A 17837-nucleotide genomic window follows, 5' to 3' on the forward strand; every position below is an offset into this window, starting at 1 on the left:
CCACCGCCGGGCCGCGCCGAACCGGCGGCCATCCCACTAAAACATCGAAAACAACCCCATGCACAGTAGAAGTGGCACGATAAGCCATTGTGATTACTACGAAATAAAAACGATATGTCGGGCAAGAAGGTCACCCCGGCGGTACGATCGCACGGCAGGCGGATTGAGAGGCAGGGGTCAGGCGAGCTCGTCGCCCCGGGCGAGCATCTCGGTCAGCATCGCCTCGGCCTTCTGCTTCAGCGGCAGCGCGCCGCTGTCGGAGGCGATCGCGATCGCCGCGCGCAGGGCGGCAAGGATCGCGGCCTTGTTCTCCTCGCTGGAGGGCGGCGTCACCACGGCTTCGCCGAACAGGGCTTCGGCCTCGAGGCCGGCAAACCCCTGCTGCCGCGCGGTGTTGCGCGCCTCGCGCAGCATGTTCTGCGCGGCCTGGACGTCGCCGAGCCGGCAGGTTGCCAGCGCCAGGTAGATCGAGCTGCGCAGCACCGCCGAGGTATAGCCGACCGCCTTCGCCTCCTCCCGCGCCTCGCCGAGCATGCCGCGCGCCCGGTCGAACAGACCCTGCTCGAGATAGGCGATGCCGAGGTGGCAGGCGAGCACCGGCACGAACAGCCGAATGCCATGCTTCTGCGCGAGGACGAAACCCTCTTCGAGGATGGCGGCGGCCGCCGCCGGATCGTTGCGGCCGAGCTTCAGCCACCCGCCGCTATAGGCCGCCGCGACGCGGTCATAGGGACGGCCGGTCTCCTCCGCAATCGCCGCGGCCTGCTGCTGGAGCTGTTCGGCGGCATCGAGCTCGCCCATCACGGTGTGGGTGAAGCTCTTCATCATGCAGCAGAGGAGGAGCGTGTATTTTGGGGGCGTACCGAAGGGCGCGCTTGCCTCCGGTCCCATGAGATTAGCGCGGCCTCGCGCCAACGTCTGCTCCGCTTCGCGATATCGACCGGCGAGAAAATAGGCCTGTCCCAGATTGTATTGTGCAAGGTTGCGCCAACCCGGGTTGCCTGACTTCTCGGCGAGGCCAACGACCTCCCGGCCGAGCGCAACCGCTTCAGTTGGCGTTCCGTAGAAATTCTGTCCACCCGCCATGACGGTCATGGCGGCGACCTTTCTTCCGATGTCGTCAATTCCACTGGCCCGGCGTTCGGCCTCTTTTCCGAGATCGATCCACTCGGCAACCTGACCGGACCAGATGAATGCCATTCGCGCCTCCATCCGGAGGTCAATTGCATCTGCCTCCCGCGAAGGAGTCATCGGTGTTTTGTCGAGCGAACTCATCGCGATCCCGAAATAGTCGACCGCATCGGCATATGCCGAGCGCACAAGACATTTCCGCGCGGCCCCCCTCCCGTACCCGAACGCTTTCAGCCAATCCTTCGCGCGCATTGCGTGGTAGCAAAGCGTGTCAGGACCGTCGCTCCATGTCTCGTCGCTTTCGAAGGCCGCAAGAATTCGCGCATGTATATTTTCGCGCACCTTTTCGACCATCGACTCGTAGGTCACTTGGCGGACCATCTCGTGCTGGAACTCGATCGAGTCCTCAAGTTCACTATCGATCCTGACGAGGAGCTCGGCTCGGTCGAGCGCTCCAAGGCAATCCTGGAAAACGTCTTCGGGCAGCGCCGCGACGTTCCGCAGCATCATCACGCTTGAGCGCGGCCCCAGCGCCGCCGCTATTTGGAGAACCGAGCGCTCCTGCCTTGAAATGCGATCGAGCCGCGCCGCAATCACGCCCTGAATGCTGGTGGGGATGCCGAGCTCATCAATGGGTCGAACGAGCGCAAGGTCACCCCACTGACCGCGAAGCGTGCCACTATCTTTCAGTCCGCGGCAGACTTCCTCGAGAAACAGGGGAACGTTGGCCGTATGAGAGATGATACGGTTCTTCAAATCGGTGTTCGTCGCCGACGGTCCGAGCATATCGGCCAACATGGCCAATCCCGAATCGTCATCCAGGGGGCGCATTGCAATCACTTCCGCGTGGCAGCGCGCGATCCACTCAGGCATGCCGTTCGGCCTGCTCGTGAGAAAAACCATCAAGTTGGGGCTCTGCAACGACGCGATTGCTGCAACAACCGCATCGCTGGCTCGGTCGATCCAGTGCAGGTCCTCGATGAGAAGAACGGTGCGCTGCTGGAAGGCCAAGCCTTGAACGATGGCGCAACTTGCATCGGAAATGGCGCGCGCGCGCGCGTAAGGCTCCAACTCGCTCCAGCGAGGATCCTCGACCGGAATATCCAATATGGAATCGATCGCGAGTTGATGGATTGCCTGCAACTCCTGTCGGATGTCGACCAGACTATCCGAATCTCTGGCGGTAACTTCGGAGATCGAAAGTATAATGCGCTTGAGCGCGCTGAACGGCACGCCCTGAAGGTTCGGGCTGCACTCGGCGTCGATCAACCGCCAGCCATCGGCCTTGAGCTCCTGGGCGAACTCATGTGCGAGCCGCGATTTTCCGATGCCTGCATCGCCGATCAGAAGGACCGTCTGCCGGCTTGCACTGGACCTCTCCGCGGCGCGTCCCAACAGGGCCCGCTCGGTCGTTCGATCGACAAACCGCGAAACGCTCCGCGCACGTCGCACCCGCCAGCTTGAAAGGTCGCTCGCTCCGACGACACGGTAGACCGGCAGCGGCTCGTTGAAGCCGCGCAGCACCTTGAGGCCCAGGGATTCGAATCGGACATGTCCATCCGCGAGTTTCTGGCAGGCTTCCGACACGTAGATCTGATTGGCCTCGGCCGCTGCCTCCAGCCGCGCGGCAAGATGCTGAGCGGCGCCTCCGATCTCGTAGACCTTGGAAAACTCGCTGGCGACCATATAGGCGACGACGTGCCCCGAATGGAGGCCGACCCGAACCTGAAGTCCGGGATCGCCAAGACGGCCAACGCGCCGGACAAGCTCGATGGCAGCATGGCAGGCCAGCGGCGCATGGTTGTCGTCGGCGATCGGGGCACCAAAGACAGCGGCCAAGCCGTCCCCCAACTCCTTGCTGACGATGCCGCCGAACTGGCGTACCGCGCCCCTCATGGCCGCCAGCGCAGGCTCCAGGCGTGAGACGGCCTCCTCCGGCTCCAGTTCGGCAACAAGCCCTGTGGAGTCGATGACGTCGGCTCGGAGAATTGTCACAAACCGCCGCTCGCTGTCGGGATCAGCACGCCGACGTACCGCCGCCCCACACTTGGAGCACCAGCTATCGTCGGGATCAATCGCCGACTGACACGCGAAGCAATGCATTCCTGCGCCTTCAAGGATCGCGGCGTCGCTGTCGTCCAGCGCCCGCGAGCAACTCGTGGTAAGAATACCTATCAAGAACCGCTTAGCAATCGGACTTGCCCATCGCTGTTTAGCGGGGCACGGTGCGGTTGGCGATCTGGACGAAACACAGTCCTGAGTGGTAGCGTACGCAAATCCCAGCAAAGATGGGGCATATATCGGCGAGGCCGGGTTGGCAAAACTAACCGGCGTCGTGGAGCTGTATGTATTTTCGCAAAGCCAAGGACATATTGAGGGAAAAGACGATGGGGTCGAGAACTTACACCGGGGCTTCATTCAAAGATTTGATGAACGACAATTATTTCCCTCCGGAAAACATGCAGAGGAGCGTGGACATCCTCAAGGCGTCGCCGGACATCCATCTACCAACCCTGGAGTACGGCCAGTACCACCTGATCCTGACGCCGGCGGACAAATGGCCGGACGGGAGTGCGGCGTACTGGCACAAGGAGAAGGGCCGGGCTCGCGTCGACCTCACCACGCAGCTGAATACGGTCCCGCTGTCCAAGGACGAGCCCGGCGTGATCCCGCTGACGCGATGCGCGCTGCTCGATGCCTGCGTGCGGAAATGCTTCAATTCCGAGCCGCCGATCCCGATGAAGACGAATATCATCACCCACGCGGCGAGCGACGCCTATGCCGACCGGCACGAAATCCGGCTGGAGTGGGAGTACGACAATGGTGAGGACCAGGCGCCGACGTTGCTCCACCTGACGATGGTCTGTCCGTACCGACCCTGATTCCGAGCGGGAGCAGCGCGGAGGCTTCCGCACCAATCGAAGGTGGTCCGTCGTCGCCACAGCATACGTTGCGCGACGGACCAATCATGCCCCGCCCGCTCGGCCCGAAGGCCGCGGCGCACTGTCTCGCTGCCGCCCCGTCATGGGCCTGTCGCACGAAAATGATCCGCTCCAGCTGTGCGCGTGCGAGCCGCCTGCTTGAGGCAACCGTCGCGTCCATTGACAGGAGCGGCCGATGCCGGTGGGACTGCTGGAGGTCGAAGGCACGATCGAGGTCAGCCAGTTCTGGCCGGAGGGGAGGTCTGACGCCGACACCACCAAGGTCGTGGTGAACGTCGCGCCCGATGCGATCCGCTTCCGCAAGAACGACACCTCGCCGTTCCAGCCGACCCATGTCTTCGACAACGCCAAGGTCAAGGGCCGGACCAACACGGCACCGATCAAGAACGGCAAGCTGACCGTGCGCCTTCAGGGCATCGACGCGCCGGAGCTGCATTACCAGCCGTCGCCGCTGTCGCCCGCCGAGAAGAAGGGCCTGACGGATGCCAAGCGGCAGGCCTATCACGAGGTCACGCACCCCTACCGGCAATTCCTCGGCGCGACGTCGAGCAAGGCGCTGCATGACTTCCTCAGCCGTGCCGGCGGGGCGACGCTGGCCTGCCGGGTATTCACCCGTGTCGATGCGCCGAACGACGTGTTCGACACCTATGGACGGCTCGTCGGCGACATCGAGGTGACGGTCGCGAAGCAGACGGTCGACATCAACCACTGGCTGGTCGAGCAGGGCTTTGCCTATCCGACGTTCTACTCCTCGATGAACGACGACGAGATCAAGGCCTTCCTCGTGCTCGCCAAGGCCGCGCGGACGAAGAAACTGCCGGTCTGGAAACATCTCGCCAAAACCGTTCCGGCCTTCGACTTCGACCTGCGCGAGCCCAAGAAGAACGAGACCGACGTGCTCGCGACCGACACGGGCCCGGTGATCCTGCCAAAGCTCTACCGCCGCTATACCAACTGGTCGGCGCGCAAGAAGGCCAAGGTGACCAGCCAGAACTTCCAGAAATTCCTGGGTGAAGGATCAGGCGGCAAGCCGGACACCTGCTACGAGATCGACGACTTCCTGACCAACGGCGTTCACTCGGCGACGCCGCGGAATTTCGCCGAGTTCGTCGAGGGCGGGAAGGTGATCAAGTTTCAGCCGGAAGGGCTGGTGTTCGGCGAGGCGCCGTCGAGCCTGGTCGGGGCGGACAACAAGCCCATCCTCCATTTCTGACGCTTGTCTGTCGCCAAACAAAAATGGCCCGCGTCGCGCGGGCCATTTTCTCATCCAAAGCTGCGAAGTCCGAACTTGGCCTTCAGCGACGTCGGACCGCCAGAGCACCTGCTCGTTAGCGAAGGCCGCCGGTGACGTGAAGTGTCTCGCCGGTGACGTAGGACGCGTCGTCCGATGCGAAGAAGGCCACCGCGGCAGCGATCTCCTCGACCTTGCCGATGCGGCCAAGCGGGGTGGTGGATTCGATCCAGGTGCGCATGTCGCCCTCGTGCAGGCCGGCCGACACGACGCCTTCGGTGGCGATCATGCCTGGATTGACAGCGTTGACGCGAATCTTGCGCGGCGCGAGCTCCTTCGACAGCACGGAGGAGATCGCATCCACCGAGGCTTTGGTCGCAGTGTAGACGGCGGTGTTCGCCGGCGCGATGGTCGATACCCCGGAGCTGATGTTGATGATGCTTCCGCCATTGGCGTTGAAGTGCTTCGCCGCTTCACCCGAGACCAGCAGCAGGCCAAGCACGTTGAGGTCGAAATGCTTGTGGAAATGCTCGGGCGTGATGGCCTCGAGCGGGGCGAACTCGTAGACGCCCGCGTTGTTGACGAGGATGTCGATCGCACCGAACGCCTTCACGGTCTCCGCGACGACGCTCTTCACGTCCTTGGCGTCGGCCAAGTTGCCATGGACCGCGACGGCTTTGCCCCCCTTGGCGATGATGGCGGCGACCACGCGGTCAGCGGCCTGCTTGCTGGAGCTGTAATTGACGGCAACCGCCGCACCCTCAGCCGCAAGCCGGGCGGAGATTTCGGCACCAATGCCTTTGGATGCGCCGGTCACGAGCGCAACTTTGCCTTCGAGTCTCTTGGTCATCGCATGTCTTCCGTTGTTCGGCGGGATGCCGATATTCAATAGTTCAATACTAGTGAACTATTGAATGAGTTCAAGGGGCATGCTATATTTTGGGCATGGTGCAGTTCGTTCACCCATCGCGGGACGAGATTACGCTGGCCGGAGTGCTCGGAGCCCTCGCGGATCCCATGCGGCTGCGGATCGTCAAAAGCCTGGTCGCGCAGAACGCTTGCATGTCGTGTACCGAGGCGGCGCCTTGCCCTGACATGGCGAAATCGACCCTGTCGAACCATTTTCGCATTCTGCGGGAGGCCGGCCTGATCCGGACGTCAAAGCAAGGTGTCCAGCACCGCAATGTCGTGCGCGAAGAGGACATCAATGCGCGATTTCCAAAACTGTTGAAAATGATCCTGAGCTTTCCGGACTGAGTGTCGCCACTACCAGGCATAGCGGATGATACCCTTGCCGGCGTAGCTGCTTGTGACGTTCGAAAATTCGCCCTCGAAGGTAGCGCCGAACGAGACGCCGCCGCGCCATTTCACCTCGGCCGAGGCCGTGACGAGCGCGGAGTCGCGCGCCTGCGCCGCGCCGTTGACCACGAATGATGCGCCCGGGAGCGCCTGGAAGGTGGACGCGATAGCGCGATCGGGATCGAAGTCGTGCGCCCAGGCGGCGCGGCCGCGCAAGACCAGGACGGCATCGCTCAGCGCAAACGACCTGTCCGCGCGCAGACCGAGCTCGCTGCGCGTGTCGGTGACGCTCCGCGAACCGTAACTCAGGGCGAAGGCATTGCTGCCCGAGAGCATCTGTTCGGCATAGGCCGGCAGATCGAAGACGGTCGACTGGCCGGCGGCGTAAGGCGTGAGCCCCATCCACGGCGTCACGAAGCGATAGCCGGCCTCGACGCGGCCGGAATAGGCGTTGGCGTTGAAGCGGGCTCGCAACTGATCGCTGCCGGCGATGGTGACGGTGCGGGTGGTGGTAATGTCCTGCCAGCCATACGCCAGCGCGGCGGAGACGTAGGCCGCGCCGACGCCGTGGCGAAGGAAGGCGCCGGCCTGAAACAAATCCGACCGGCCGCTGCCGCCGTTGGCGACGCCAAAGCTCGTGCCGCCGCCGGCCAGCGCGAAGCCGGCGACGGTGTCGGGTGAAAAGCGATAATCGGCGCCGACCGCCGTGCCGGCGATGCGACTGATCGCCGTATTCGATCCCGTCGTGGCATTGCCGTCGGTGGTCTGCGAACCGCCATAGCCCGCGGCCCATACGCCCCAGCGTTGCATTACGATGTCGGACGCCGCCGGGGCCTTGCGGGAGAGCGCGGCATAGGCGTCGCGCTCCGCGGCGGAACGTCCGCGACCGGTGGAGGCGTAGGCACGGGAGCCATCCTCGTCGGCGAATTGCGACGCACCGGCCGGCGACGATCCGCCATCGCCCCGGCCGGCCATGAACGGATCGGTGAGGACGCCGATGAACTGCGTCATCGCGTCGAACGTGGTCTGCTGCGACCCGGTGGCGGTTTCGCCGGAGGCCTGCGTCAGGCCCGCTTGCGACAGCGTGCCGTACACGGCGGGAATGCCGCCGGTGAGGTTGAAGAAAGTCGACAACGCATTTCCGACATTCTGCTGATTGACGTTGAGCCCGCCGGGAATGGAAAAGTTCAGCGCCAGATCGAGATAGGCATTGTTGGCATCATAGCTCAGGCTGGTGTGAAAGGTGGCCGGCAGGTTGGTATCGACCAGCGCGCCGAACGTGCCGGTCACCCCGCCGCCGGCATTGACGATCGTGTATTGCTTCGCCACGTAGCTGCCGGCCGCGAACACGGCACTGACGGTGGCCCCGCCCAGGGTCGCGGTGCCGGTCACGTTGACGCGATCGGCATTGGCGGGCGAGACCTCGACCACGTAAGTCGACGGCGCCGTGAAGACGAGATTGCCGTTCACGGTCAAAAGGCCGATCGAATTGCCCGGCGCCAGCACGCCGCCATTGATCGTGGTGTTGCCGACCGTGCCGTTGCCGCCGAGCGTGCCGCCGCTGTTGACGGCGGTCAGCGACGCCGAGGCGAGCGAGCCGTTGACGGAGAGAATGCCGGCATCGACGCTGACCGCGCCTGTGAATGAACTCGATCCCGTCAGCGTCCAGTTGCTGCTGCCGGCCTTCACGAAGCTGCCGAAGCCGCGGTACTGGGCGGAGTCGCCGAGCGTCGATAGGTCGAACGAGCTGTTGGCGGCTCCGCCCAGCCGGAGCGTGTCGGCGGAGCTGAAGGCCATGACGTTGCCGGTGATGGTCGACCCGGCCTGAAGCTCCAGACTGTTGACGCCGCCGGTGAATGTGATGGCGTTGGCACGGGCCCCCGTGCCGGCATTTCCGAGCCCGCCGCTGATGATCCCCGCATTCTGCACGACGAGGCCGGCGCCGCTGATTCCCGCGCCGCCGGCGACGGGCGGAAAAAAGGTCGGATATCTGGGATCACCTTGGGGGCCACCGGTGCCTCCCGAAATCATGCCGGTATTGATGACGGTGCCCCCGGCCGCGAGAACAAGACCATCGCCGCCGCCGCCGCCGCTTCCAGAACCGATTGCGCTTCCGCCGCCAGAACCGCCGCTTCCTCCCGTGATCGAACCGGCATTGGTCACGGTTGCAGTGGTGCCGACGACGACACCCTTTCCACCTCCACCGGCGCCGCCATTGCCATCGGCGGAAGTTGTGCCTGCATCGCCGCCCGAACCACCCCTGATCAAGACGCCGGCATTGACCTGCAGATCGCCGCCGGACAGGTACAAGCCATCGCCGCCGCCACCGCCCCCGCCGGCCGACCCGTTGTAGGGGCCAAGACCGCCTGCTCCGCCATTTCCGCCGGTCAGGTTGACCACCGCGGTGTAGTTGCCGCTGACGGTCGCGGCCCGGCCACCACCCCCGCCGCCGCCCCCGGCGTTGACGCCCGCCTGGCGTCCACCGCCGCCTCCGCTGCCGCTGCCGCCGCCACCGCCGCCTGAATAACCCGCGCCGCCGGTTCCTCCGCCTGGCGCAACGCTGTTTCCGGCTGCCCCCCCGTACGGACCGCTTCCCGCAGTGTCCGGGCCACCGCCGCTTGAGCCATTCCCCGCTGCATTCCCGTCGCCCGCCAGACCACCGGCGCCGCCGGCTCCGGGGACACTGTCGGAGTAGGCGCCGCCAGTGCCGCCGTTGCCGCCGACCAGTTGCGCATGCGCCGGCATCATTTGCGCCGCAAGGCCGACAAGAACACCGACGCTCGCAAGCAGAGCCCTGCGCAACAGCCATCCAAGGCCGGCGCATCGCGAAGGCGCCGTCGTGCGCGGACCGGAGCGATGCCGGTCGCGCGACGGGTCGATCTCATCGGGAGAAAGCGGCAAGGACCTGTTGTTCATCATCATCTGCGACATCAAGGAGGAGGCCGCCCGCGATCAGTGCTGGGCGGCGGCGCGAAAATCCGTAACAGGTCGCCCGCCGCCGTGATGTGCCGTGTGTCTCACGCGCGGATTCCGACGGACGGTGATGCAGAGACGGCACAGTCACGCGAACCGTCGATGCTCGCTTCAACGGGAAGCGGAAAGAATTGCCGACAGTCGGCAGAATGGTCCGGCGGTTGATCGGGCCTGCGGCCTCGCGAGCGACGAAGCGTCGGACTTGTCTCGATCCATCAATCAACAATCGCAGCGCGCAGGATTGGTACGGATCGTGCAATTCCTCGTCGTGCAGACGAACGAGGATCGGACAATGAATATCTCGGGCGCGAATGCCTACGCGTATTTGCAAGACGCTTCATCGGCAAAGCGAGCGAATGCCGGCACGACGTCATCCGCCGGCAGTGCGCCGGTCTCATCGAGCGGCTCCGGTCAGGCCAGCGACGGAAGCGTCCAGACCACCGAACGACTGGCGTCGATCTGACGGTCTGATCGTCCGCCGATCCGGATCAGCCGTCGTAGCCTTTCGGACGATTGAAGCGCCCATGGCAAAACAAAAATGGCAAAACAAAAATGGCCCGCGCGATGCGGGCCATTTTCGTATCGGAACCGGTGAAGTCCGAATTTGGTTGCGGGGATAGGATTTGAACCTATGACCTTCAGGTTATGAGCCTGACGAGCTACCGGGCTGCTCCACCCCGCGTTAAACCGTTGCGCGCCTTCGTTAAAATGCCGGGGACGGGGGATGAGGGCCGGCGCTGTTCGCGTGGCTTGCTTCTTCCGTCCCAAAGGCTTCCTTGGAAGGCAACCCCGGGGCAAAGCCCGTCGGGTGCGGGGGGTATGTACCAACCCGGGCTGCCTTTGGAAAGGGCTGCGAGGACGTTTTTTTCGACTTTATGACAGGTGGATGGACCGGATTCCGGCCCGCCAGCCGCGCCCTTGCCAGAAGTTCCGCAAAGGGCCAGCTTGCCGCAACAAAACCAAGGGCGAAACGCCAGTTTAGGGAGCAACGCCATGGACCATATCCGGGACCAGATCTTGGACCGATCTTTGGACCGATCCCTGACGAGCGCCCCGCTGCGGGCCCTCGACGACGCCTTCCACGCCATGGTCGCGCGGTCGCGGGCGGAGCCGGCCGCTGATCTGGCCGAGCGGCTCGACCGGCTGGCGCGGCTGCGCGCCGTCGTCGCCGACAATGAAGAGCGCTTCCGCCAGGCGATCTCGGCCGATTTCGGCCACCGCTCGGCGGTCGAGACCACCATTGCCGAGACCATGATGGTCTACAGCGAGATCCGGCATGCGACAAAACACCTGAAGAGCTGGATGGCGCCGCAGCGCATCGCCACCGCGCTGCAATTCCTGCCGGCGCGCAACCGGCTGATGCCGCAGCCGCTCGGCGTCGTCGGCATCATCGCGCCCTGGAATTATCCGCTCCAGCTGACGCTGGCGCCCGCGATCGGCGCGATTGCCGCCGGCAACCTGGTCATGATCAAGCCGAGCGAGCTCGTCCCGCATTTCGCAGGCCTGCTGAAAGAGACGGTTGCCGCAAGGTTCGACGCGACCGAGCTGCTCGTCACCGGCGTCGAGGACGAGATCGCCAAGGCCTTCGCGTCGCTCCCCTTCGATCATCTGGTGTTCACCGGCTCGACCCGGGTCGGACGGCTGGTCGCGGAGGCCGCGGGGCGCAATCTGACGCCTGTGACGCTCGAACTCGGCGGCAAGTCGCCTGCTATCATCGACGCCTCCGCCGATCTCGATGAGGCGGCCGAGCGCATCGCCTACGGCAAGCTGCTCAATGCCGGGCAGACCTGCATCGCGCCGGATTACGTGCTGGTGCCGGAGCGCTCGCTGCAGGCCTTCGCCGAGAAGCTGCGCACGCAGATGCGGCGCATGTTCGGCACCGATCCCGCGAACAAGGACTACACCTCCGTCATCTCCGACCGGCACTACGCGCGGCTCGAAGGTCTCGTCGCGGATGCCGTAGAGCGCGGCGCAAGAATCCTGCAACCGGCAAGGGCCGACGATCCCAACTGGAAGGCGCACCGCAAATTCCCGCCGACGCTGATCCTTGGCGCCACCGAAGACATGGCGGTGATGCAGGAGGAGATATTTGGGCCGGTGCTGCCGGTGCTGGGCTATCGCGAGCCGGCGGATGCCATCGCCTTCGTCAACCGCCGCGACCGGCCGCTTGCGCTCTACTGGTTCGGCAAGGACCGCGACGCGCGCGACGCGGTGCTGTCGCGCACCGTCTCCGGCGGCGTCACCGTCAACGACTGCCTGTTCCACTTCGCGCAGGTGAACCAGCCGATGGGCGGCGTCGGCGCATCCGGCACCGGCGCCTATCACGGCGAATGGGGTTTTCGCACGTTCAGCAAGCTGAAGCCGGTGTTCTACCGCTCGAAATTCAACCGCCTCGCCGATCTCTACCCGCCCTATGGCGGCAAGATCGCGCGGCTGGAGAAGATGATGCGGTTCATGTCGTAGGGGCAGTCGTTCCGGGGCGCGAAGCGAACCCGGAACCTCGAGATTCCGGGTTCGCGCTACGCGCGCCCCGGAATGACGATAAGGGGAGAAACAACATTGTCTGACACATTCGATTTTGTCGTCGTGGGCGCGGGCTCCGGCGGCTGCACCGTTGCGGGGCGGCTGTCGGAGGATGCGGCGACATCAGTGGCGCTGCTCGATGCGGGCGGGCGGAACGACAGTTGGCGGATCACCACGCCATTCGGGCTCGCTTTGCCATACCGCGCGGCCAACTGGGCGTTCGACACTGTGCCGCAGAAGGGATTGAACGGCCGCATCGGCTATCAACCGCGCGGCAAGGGCCTCGGCGGTTCCTCGGCGATCAACGCGATGGTCTACATCCGCGGCAACAAATGGGACTACGACCACTGGGCCGCGCTCGGCAATGCCGGCTGGTCGTATGCGGATGTGCTGCCCTACTTCAAGCGCTCGGAGAACAACGCCGATTTCGACGGCGAATATCATGGCAAGGGCGGCCCGCTGCATGTCAACAAGCTGCGCTCGGACAATCCGATCCATGACGTCTTCCATCAGGCTGCGCGCGAGGCGCAGTTCCGCATCCGCGAGGACTTCAATGCCGACGACCATGAAGGGCTCGGCAGCTACCAGGTGACGCAGCACGGTGGCGAGCGCTGGAGCGCGGCGCGCGCCTATGTGGATCCCCACATGGGCAAGCGGGCGAATCTGCGCGTCGAGACGCAAGCGCATGCCACGCGCATCCTGTTCGAAGGTGGGCGCGCAGCGGGCGTCGAGTACCGGCAGGGCAAGGAGCTGAAGCAGCTCCGCGCCCGCCGCGAGGTGATCCTCGCCTCCGGCGCCTTCCAGTCGCCGCAGTTGCTGATGCTGTCGGGCGTCGGCGACGGCGATGCGCTTGCCGCGCACGGCATCGGCGTCGTGCATCATTTGCCGGGCGTCGGGCGCAATCTGCAGGACCATCCGGATTTCGTGTTCGTCTACGCCTCCGACTATCCGCACTTCGTTCACGCGTCACTCGGCCGGCTGCCATCCCTGCTGCGCGCGATCCAGCGGTACCGCCGCGAGCGACGCGGCCTGATGACCACCAATTTCGCCGAGTGTGGCGGCTTCCTGAAGACGCAGGCCCACCTCGACGTGCCGGACATTCAACTGCACTTCATCATCGCGATGCTCGACGACCACGGCCGCAAGAAGCACAAGGAAGCGGGCTTCTCGTGCCATGTCTGCCTGCTCAGACCGAAGAGCCGCGGCAGCGTCTGGCTGAAGAGCGCCGATCCGCTCGCAGCCCCCATGATCGATCCGAACTTCTTGGGCGAGGCGGAGGATCTCGAGACGATGGTCGCAGGCTTCAAGACCACGCGACGGCTGATGGAGACGCCTGCGATGCGCGCGTTGCAGAAGAAGGACATGTTCACGTCCGATGTGAAGACGGACGACGACATCCGCGCCATCCTGCGCAATCGCGTCGACACCGTCTATCACCCCGTCGGCACCTGCAAGATGGGCACGGACGCGATGGCCGTGGTCGATCCGCAATTGAAGGTGCACGGCGTCGAGACCTTGCGCGTCGTCGATGCCTCGATCATGCCGACGCTGATCGGCGGTAACACCAATGCGCCGACGATCATGATCGGGGAGAAGGCGGCGGATATGATCAGGGCGGAAGTGCGGGCGAATTAGCGACGCTGTCGCGTCACTCTCCACTGTCGTCCCGGCCTAGTGCGCAATTGCGCATGGGGGCCGGGACGACGGAAGCAATCAATTCAACAAGAACCCGCCGTCCACCGTCACCACGCTCCCCGTCATGTAGCGCGAGGCCTTCGAGGCCAGCAGCAGGATCGCGCCGTCGAGATCGGACTCGGCGCCGACGCGGCGCTGGGGGATGCGTTTTGCCAGGCGCTCGCCTGCCGGCGTCGACCAGAAGGCGTGGTTCATCTCGGTGTCGATATAGCCGGGCGCCAGCGCGTTGATGCGGATGTTCTGCCCCGCAAGCTCCAGCGCCATCGCCTTCGTCGCCTGGATGATGCCGGCCTTGGAGATCGCGTAGGGCGACACCGCTTTCAAGACGCCGGTGCCGAGCACCGAGGCGATGTTGACGATGTTGCCTTCCTGCTTGCGCGCGATCATGCGCCGCGCGACTTCCGTCGCGAGGAAATAGGCGCCCTTGAGATTGGCGCCGATCACCGTGTCCCAATCGGCCTCGGTCTGCTCGGTCGCCAGCTTCTCGATGGCGATGCCGGCATTGTTGATCAGCACCGTGACGGGACCGAGCGCGGCTTCCGTGGCATCGACGGCCTTCGCGATCGAGGCGATGTCGGTGACGTCGAGCGCGACGGCGGCGGCGCGGCCGCCGTTGCCGCGGATCTCCTGTTCCAGATTCTTCAACTTGTCCGTTTGCCGTGCCGCGAGCGCGACGGCCGCGCCATGCGCCGCCAGCAGCCGGGCAAACTGCCGCCCCAGCCCCTGGCTCGCGCCGGTGACGAGGATGGTTTCTTTACTGACGTCGAATAGGCCTGACATGACGATTTCCTTGGGCGTAACCCTTGAGCTTCCGGAGCCAAAAATACAGACGATTTTAGCGGTCTGAAACCAGAATGATCGGTTCGGCGTTCATTCGTTCCACCGAGGCAGGGCTCTGCTCATGAACAGTTTCGATCTCGCGGTCTATGCGGCGCTCGCCATCGCCATCGGCTTCGGATTCAGGACCGGCCTGCTGCGCAGCGCCATGACCATCCTCGCCTATCTGCTCGCCGCGCCCATCGCGGTCGCGCTGATGCCGCTGATCGTGCCGCAGGTCGCAAGCAATCCGAACGCGCCGCTGCTCCAGAACTGGATCTGGTTCTTCGGCATCTTTCTCGTCGTCGGCATGTTGTTCGGACATATCGGCCGCCTCGCGGTGAACGACACGGTCCGTGAGGCCGGGATCGGCGACCGCCTTGGCGGCGCCGCGCTCGGCGCCATCAGGGTCGGCCTCGTCGCCACCACGCTGGTGCTGGTGTTCGACCAGATCGTGCCGGCCAACCGCCAGCCGCCCTTCCTGGCCGGCTCGCATCTGCGGCCGCTGTTCTCGGCGGCCGGGCAGATGGGCTTCAAGTCGCTGCCGCCGGAAGCCGCTGCCGCGATCGACCGCCTCAAGCAGGAGCGGCACATCTGATCAGGCGCATTTGCATCGCCGCGCGGAGGCGCATGCATTTTGGTGCGAGCCCGTCCCTTATCAGCGGCACCACGATTGGCTAGAGTGCCGCCCGTCCAAAACCTGCCTGACATTACGGGAGTGAAACAGTGGATCTTGGGATCAAAGGTCGCCGCGCCATCGTCTGCGCATCCAGCAAGGGCCTCGGCCGCGCCTGCGCCATCTCGCTGGCCGAAGCCGGCGTTCACGTCACGCTGACCGCGCGCGGCGCCGAGGCCCTGAAGAAGACCGCCGACGACATCCGCAAACTCTATCCGGCCATCACGGTCACCGAGATCGTCGGCGACATCACGACGCCGGCGGGCCGCGAGGCCGTGCTGAAGGCCTGCCCGGAGCCGGATATCCTGATCAACAATGCCGGCGGCCCGCCGCCCGGCGATTTCCGCAACTGGACCCGCGACGACTGGATCAAGGCGATCGACGCCAACATGCTGACCCCGATCGAGCTGATCAAGGCGACCGTGGACGGCATGATGGCGCGCAAGTTCGGCCGCATCGTCAACATCACCTCGGCCGCGGTGAAGGCGCCGATCGACATCCTCGGCCTCTCCAACGGCGCGCGCGCCGGCCTCACCGGCTTCATCGCCGGCCTGTCGCGCAAGACCGTGATCAACAACGTCACCATCAACGGCCTCCTGCCGGGCCCGTTCGAGACCGACCGCCTGACCGGCACCGCCAAGGCCGAGGCCGACAAGCGCGGCACAACGCCGGAGCAGATCCTGGCCGAGCGCGCCAAGCTCAATCCCGCCGGCCGCTTCGGCCAGCCGGACGAGTTCGGCTATGCCTGCGCTTTTCTCTGCGGCGCCAAGGCCGGCTTCATCACCGGGCAGAACATCCTGCTCGACGGTGGCGCGTTCCCGGGCACGCTGTGAGCCATCGCGCCTGAGACGGCGCAATCCACGAAAGACCATCATGCCCGGGCTTGCCCCGGGCATGATGATGTGGAGGCGTCAGAGCCCAATCATTTCCGGCTCACTGCGAGCCCGGCTACTCATCGCCGTTTCGTCGGCTCATCCTCGTCCCGTTCGCTGGGACCGGAGGATTCGGCAGTGAGGCGCTCATCGGTCCAGTCGATGCCGAGTTCGTCGAGACCGTCGGCCAACAGATCGCCCAGCATCGGCTCGCCCAGCAGATATTGCACAGCTTCACGCCGGGGCGCCTTGTATTCGGCGCGGGCCTCGGCGGCGCGGGCGCGCAGATCGTCCCACTCGTCGACGGAGCCGTCGCCGCGGCCAATCCACATCAGCGTCACGAGGTCGAGCTGCTCGTCCTCGTTCAGCGCCCCGATGAAGCCGGTCAACTCGCTTGCGACCGGATCGGACGCCGTGTCCTCCAGAACGTCGATCCCGTCATCGTCCGAGGGGTTCGAGCCCGAGTCCGGATCGGATGCTGCTTCCTTGACGTCGAATTCGCGGGCCTTCTCGATGATGAAAGCGACCTTCTCGGCGGAAATTGCAAGCTCTGGCATCGTCTTCCCCTCTCGCTCTTCTCTGGTTTTTCCTGGGTTCCAGCGATAACGCGGCGCGCCACCAGATGATCCATTGCGCTTCATGGCGGAAACCCGCATGTTTCGGCGCCAAAGCGTTCTCTCTCGTCATTCCGGGGCGCGACGTCGTCGCGAACCCGGACTCTCACGCAACGATCTCGAGATTCCGGGTTCGATGCTTGCGCATCGCCCCGGAATGACAGCGAGGCGCAAAGCAAGAACATGGGGATGCGCCGGATGTCGTGGAAGGTGGGCAAGGTCAAGATCACGAAACTCGTCGAGATGGAGACAGTCGGCTCGACCCGCTTCATCCTGCCGGCCGCGACCAACGATGAAATCCGGAAGCTGCCCTGGCTGATCCCGCATTTCGCCACCGAAGAGGGCCGACTGAAAATGTCGATCCACTCGCTGGTGGTCGAGACGCCGACGCGCCGCATCGTGGTCGACACCGGTCTCGGCAACGACAAGCAGGGCCGCGGCGTCCCCGCCTGGAACAACCGCAGCACGCCGTTTCTGGAGACCATGGCGGCGGCGGGCTTTCCCCCTGACAGCATCGACACCGTGCTGTGCACACATCTTCATGTCGACCATGTCGGCTGGAATACGAAACTGGTCGACGGCAAATGGGTGCCGACCTTCCCGAAGGCGCGCTACCTGTTCGGCGAGACCGAATACGAGTATTGGCGCGATTATACGGCCGAGCCGGACAAGGTCGCGGTGTTCAACGATTCCGTGAAACCGGTCGCCGATGCCGGCCAGGTCGAGTTGATCCCTGGCGATCACCGGCTCTGCGAGGAGATCAGCGTGATCCCGACCCCCGGCCATAGCCCCGGTCACATGAGCGTCCTGATCGAGTCCGGCGGTGAGCAGGGGCTGCTCACCGGCGACGTTGCCCATCATCCCTGCCAGATGTCGCATCTCCACTGGTGCTCGGTCATCGATACCGATCCCGCCCAATCGGCGGCAACGCGGCACAAGGTGTTCTCGCGCTTTGCCGACACCCCGACGCTGGTGATCGGCGGGCATTACTCGGCCGGACACATCAGGCGGGATGGGGACGCGTTCAGGTTCGTGGCGCTGGGATGAGACGCAATCGTAGGGTGG

Annotated in this window: 14 protein-coding genes and 1 tRNA gene; 9 read left to right on the forward strand and 6 right to left on the reverse strand. The window is 64.7% G+C overall.

Features of this window, described 5'->3' with window-relative positions; translation table 11 throughout:
• Positions 1–177: 177 nt before the first annotated feature.
• A complete protein-coding gene (locus WN73_RS10670) occupies positions 178–3234 on the reverse strand; it encodes an ATP-binding protein (RefSeq protein ID WP_271552797.1) in 3057 nt (1018 codons plus the stop codon).
• A gap of 284 nt (positions 3235–3518) precedes the next feature.
• Between WN73_RS10670 and WN73_RS10675 the strand changes: the two genes are divergently transcribed.
• Together WN73_RS10675 and WN73_RS10680 are read left to right on the forward strand one after the other, a co-directional pair.
• The gene (locus tag WN73_RS10675) at positions 3519–4013 is read left to right on the forward strand and encodes a hypothetical protein (RefSeq protein ID WP_442868819.1); all 495 of its coding nucleotides are present in this window, start codon (positions 3519–3521) and stop codon (positions 4011–4013) included.
• Between the two features lie 235 nt (positions 4014–4248).
• Positions 4249–5286 (forward strand): thermonuclease family protein, encoded by a 1038-nt coding sequence (locus WN73_RS10680; RefSeq protein WP_271552664.1) that lies wholly within the window; start codon positions 4249–4251, stop codon positions 5284–5286.
• 115 nt (positions 5287–5401) lie between these two features.
• Here WN73_RS10680 and WN73_RS10685 read toward each other — a convergent pair whose 3' ends face one another.
• Positions 5402–6154, reverse strand: a complete 753-nt coding sequence (locus WN73_RS10685) for an SDR family NAD(P)-dependent oxidoreductase (protein ID WP_271552666.1) — start codon at positions 6152–6154, stop codon at positions 5402–5404.
• Positions 6155–6249: 95 nt separating this feature from the next.
• Between WN73_RS10685 and WN73_RS10690 the strand changes: the two genes are divergently transcribed.
• Positions 6250–6561 carry an ArsR/SmtB family transcription factor gene (locus WN73_RS10690; RefSeq protein WP_028173758.1) on the forward strand — a complete coding sequence of 104 codons (312 nt, stop codon included), beginning with the start codon at positions 6250–6252 and terminating at the stop codon, positions 6559–6561.
• A 9-nt stretch (positions 6562–6570) separates the two neighbouring features.
• Here the strand turns inward: WN73_RS10690 and WN73_RS10695 are convergent, their stop codons facing one another.
• Positions 6571–9534, reverse strand: coding sequence for an autotransporter outer membrane beta-barrel domain-containing protein (locus tag WN73_RS10695; protein WP_442870060.1), 2964 nt, complete (start codon positions 9532–9534; stop codon positions 6571–6573).
• A gap of 244 nt (positions 9535–9778) precedes the next feature.
• Between WN73_RS10695 and WN73_RS10700 the strand changes: the two genes are divergently transcribed.
• The gene (locus WN73_RS10700; protein ID WP_271552670.1) at positions 9779–10039 is read left to right on the forward strand and encodes a hypothetical protein; all 261 of its coding nucleotides are present in this window, start codon (positions 9779–9781) and stop codon (positions 10037–10039) included.
• A 142-nt stretch (positions 10040–10181) separates the two neighbouring features.
• Here the strand turns inward: WN73_RS10700 and WN73_RS10705 are convergent.
• A tRNA-Met gene (locus WN73_RS10705) sits at positions 10182–10258 on the reverse strand.
• Positions 10259–10569: 311 nt separating this feature from the next.
• On the opposite strand from WN73_RS10705, the gene WN73_RS10710 reads away from it, so the two are divergent.
• Positions 10570–12039, forward strand: coding sequence for a coniferyl aldehyde dehydrogenase (locus WN73_RS10710; RefSeq protein WP_161532367.1), 1470 nt, complete (start codon positions 10570–10572; stop codon positions 12037–12039).
• A gap of 96 nt (positions 12040–12135) precedes the next feature.
• Positions 12136–13734, forward strand: a complete 1599-nt coding sequence (locus WN73_RS10715) for a GMC family oxidoreductase (RefSeq protein ID WP_271552672.1) — start codon at positions 12136–12138, stop codon at positions 13732–13734.
• A 78-nt stretch (positions 13735–13812) separates the two neighbouring features.
• Here the strand turns inward: WN73_RS10715 and WN73_RS10720 are convergent, their stop codons facing one another.
• A complete protein-coding gene (locus WN73_RS10720) occupies positions 13813–14574 on the reverse strand; it encodes an SDR family oxidoreductase (RefSeq protein ID WP_011090610.1) in 762 nt (253 codons plus the stop codon).
• Between the two features lie 121 nt (positions 14575–14695).
• On the opposite strand from WN73_RS10720, the gene WN73_RS10725 reads away from it, so the two are divergent.
• A complete protein-coding gene (locus WN73_RS10725; protein ID WP_011090611.1) occupies positions 14696–15208 on the forward strand; it encodes a CvpA family protein in 513 nt (170 codons plus the stop codon).
• 128 nt (positions 15209–15336) lie between these two features.
• Positions 15337–16119: an SDR family oxidoreductase gene (locus tag WN73_RS10730; protein ID WP_271552675.1), complete on the forward strand. Its 783-nt coding sequence runs from the start codon at positions 15337–15339 to the stop codon at positions 16117–16119.
• A gap of 119 nt (positions 16120–16238) precedes the next feature.
• On the opposite strand, the gene WN73_RS10735 is transcribed toward WN73_RS10730, so the two are convergent.
• Positions 16239–16715, reverse strand: coding sequence for a DUF3775 domain-containing protein (locus WN73_RS10735; protein ID WP_271552677.1), 477 nt, complete (start codon positions 16713–16715; stop codon positions 16239–16241).
• Between the two features lie 255 nt (positions 16716–16970).
• On the opposite strand from WN73_RS10735, the gene WN73_RS10740 reads away from it, so the two are divergent.
• Entirely contained in the window at positions 16971–17819 is an 849-nt protein-coding gene (locus WN73_RS10740) for an MBL fold metallo-hydrolase (protein ID WP_271552679.1), read from the forward strand.
• The last annotated feature ends 18 nt before the right edge of the window (positions 17820–17837 follow it).

The organism is Bradyrhizobium sp. CCBAU 45394, assembly GCF_028128655.1.
Lineage (GTDB): Bacteria > Pseudomonadota > Alphaproteobacteria > Rhizobiales > Xanthobacteraceae > Bradyrhizobium > Bradyrhizobium diazoefficiens.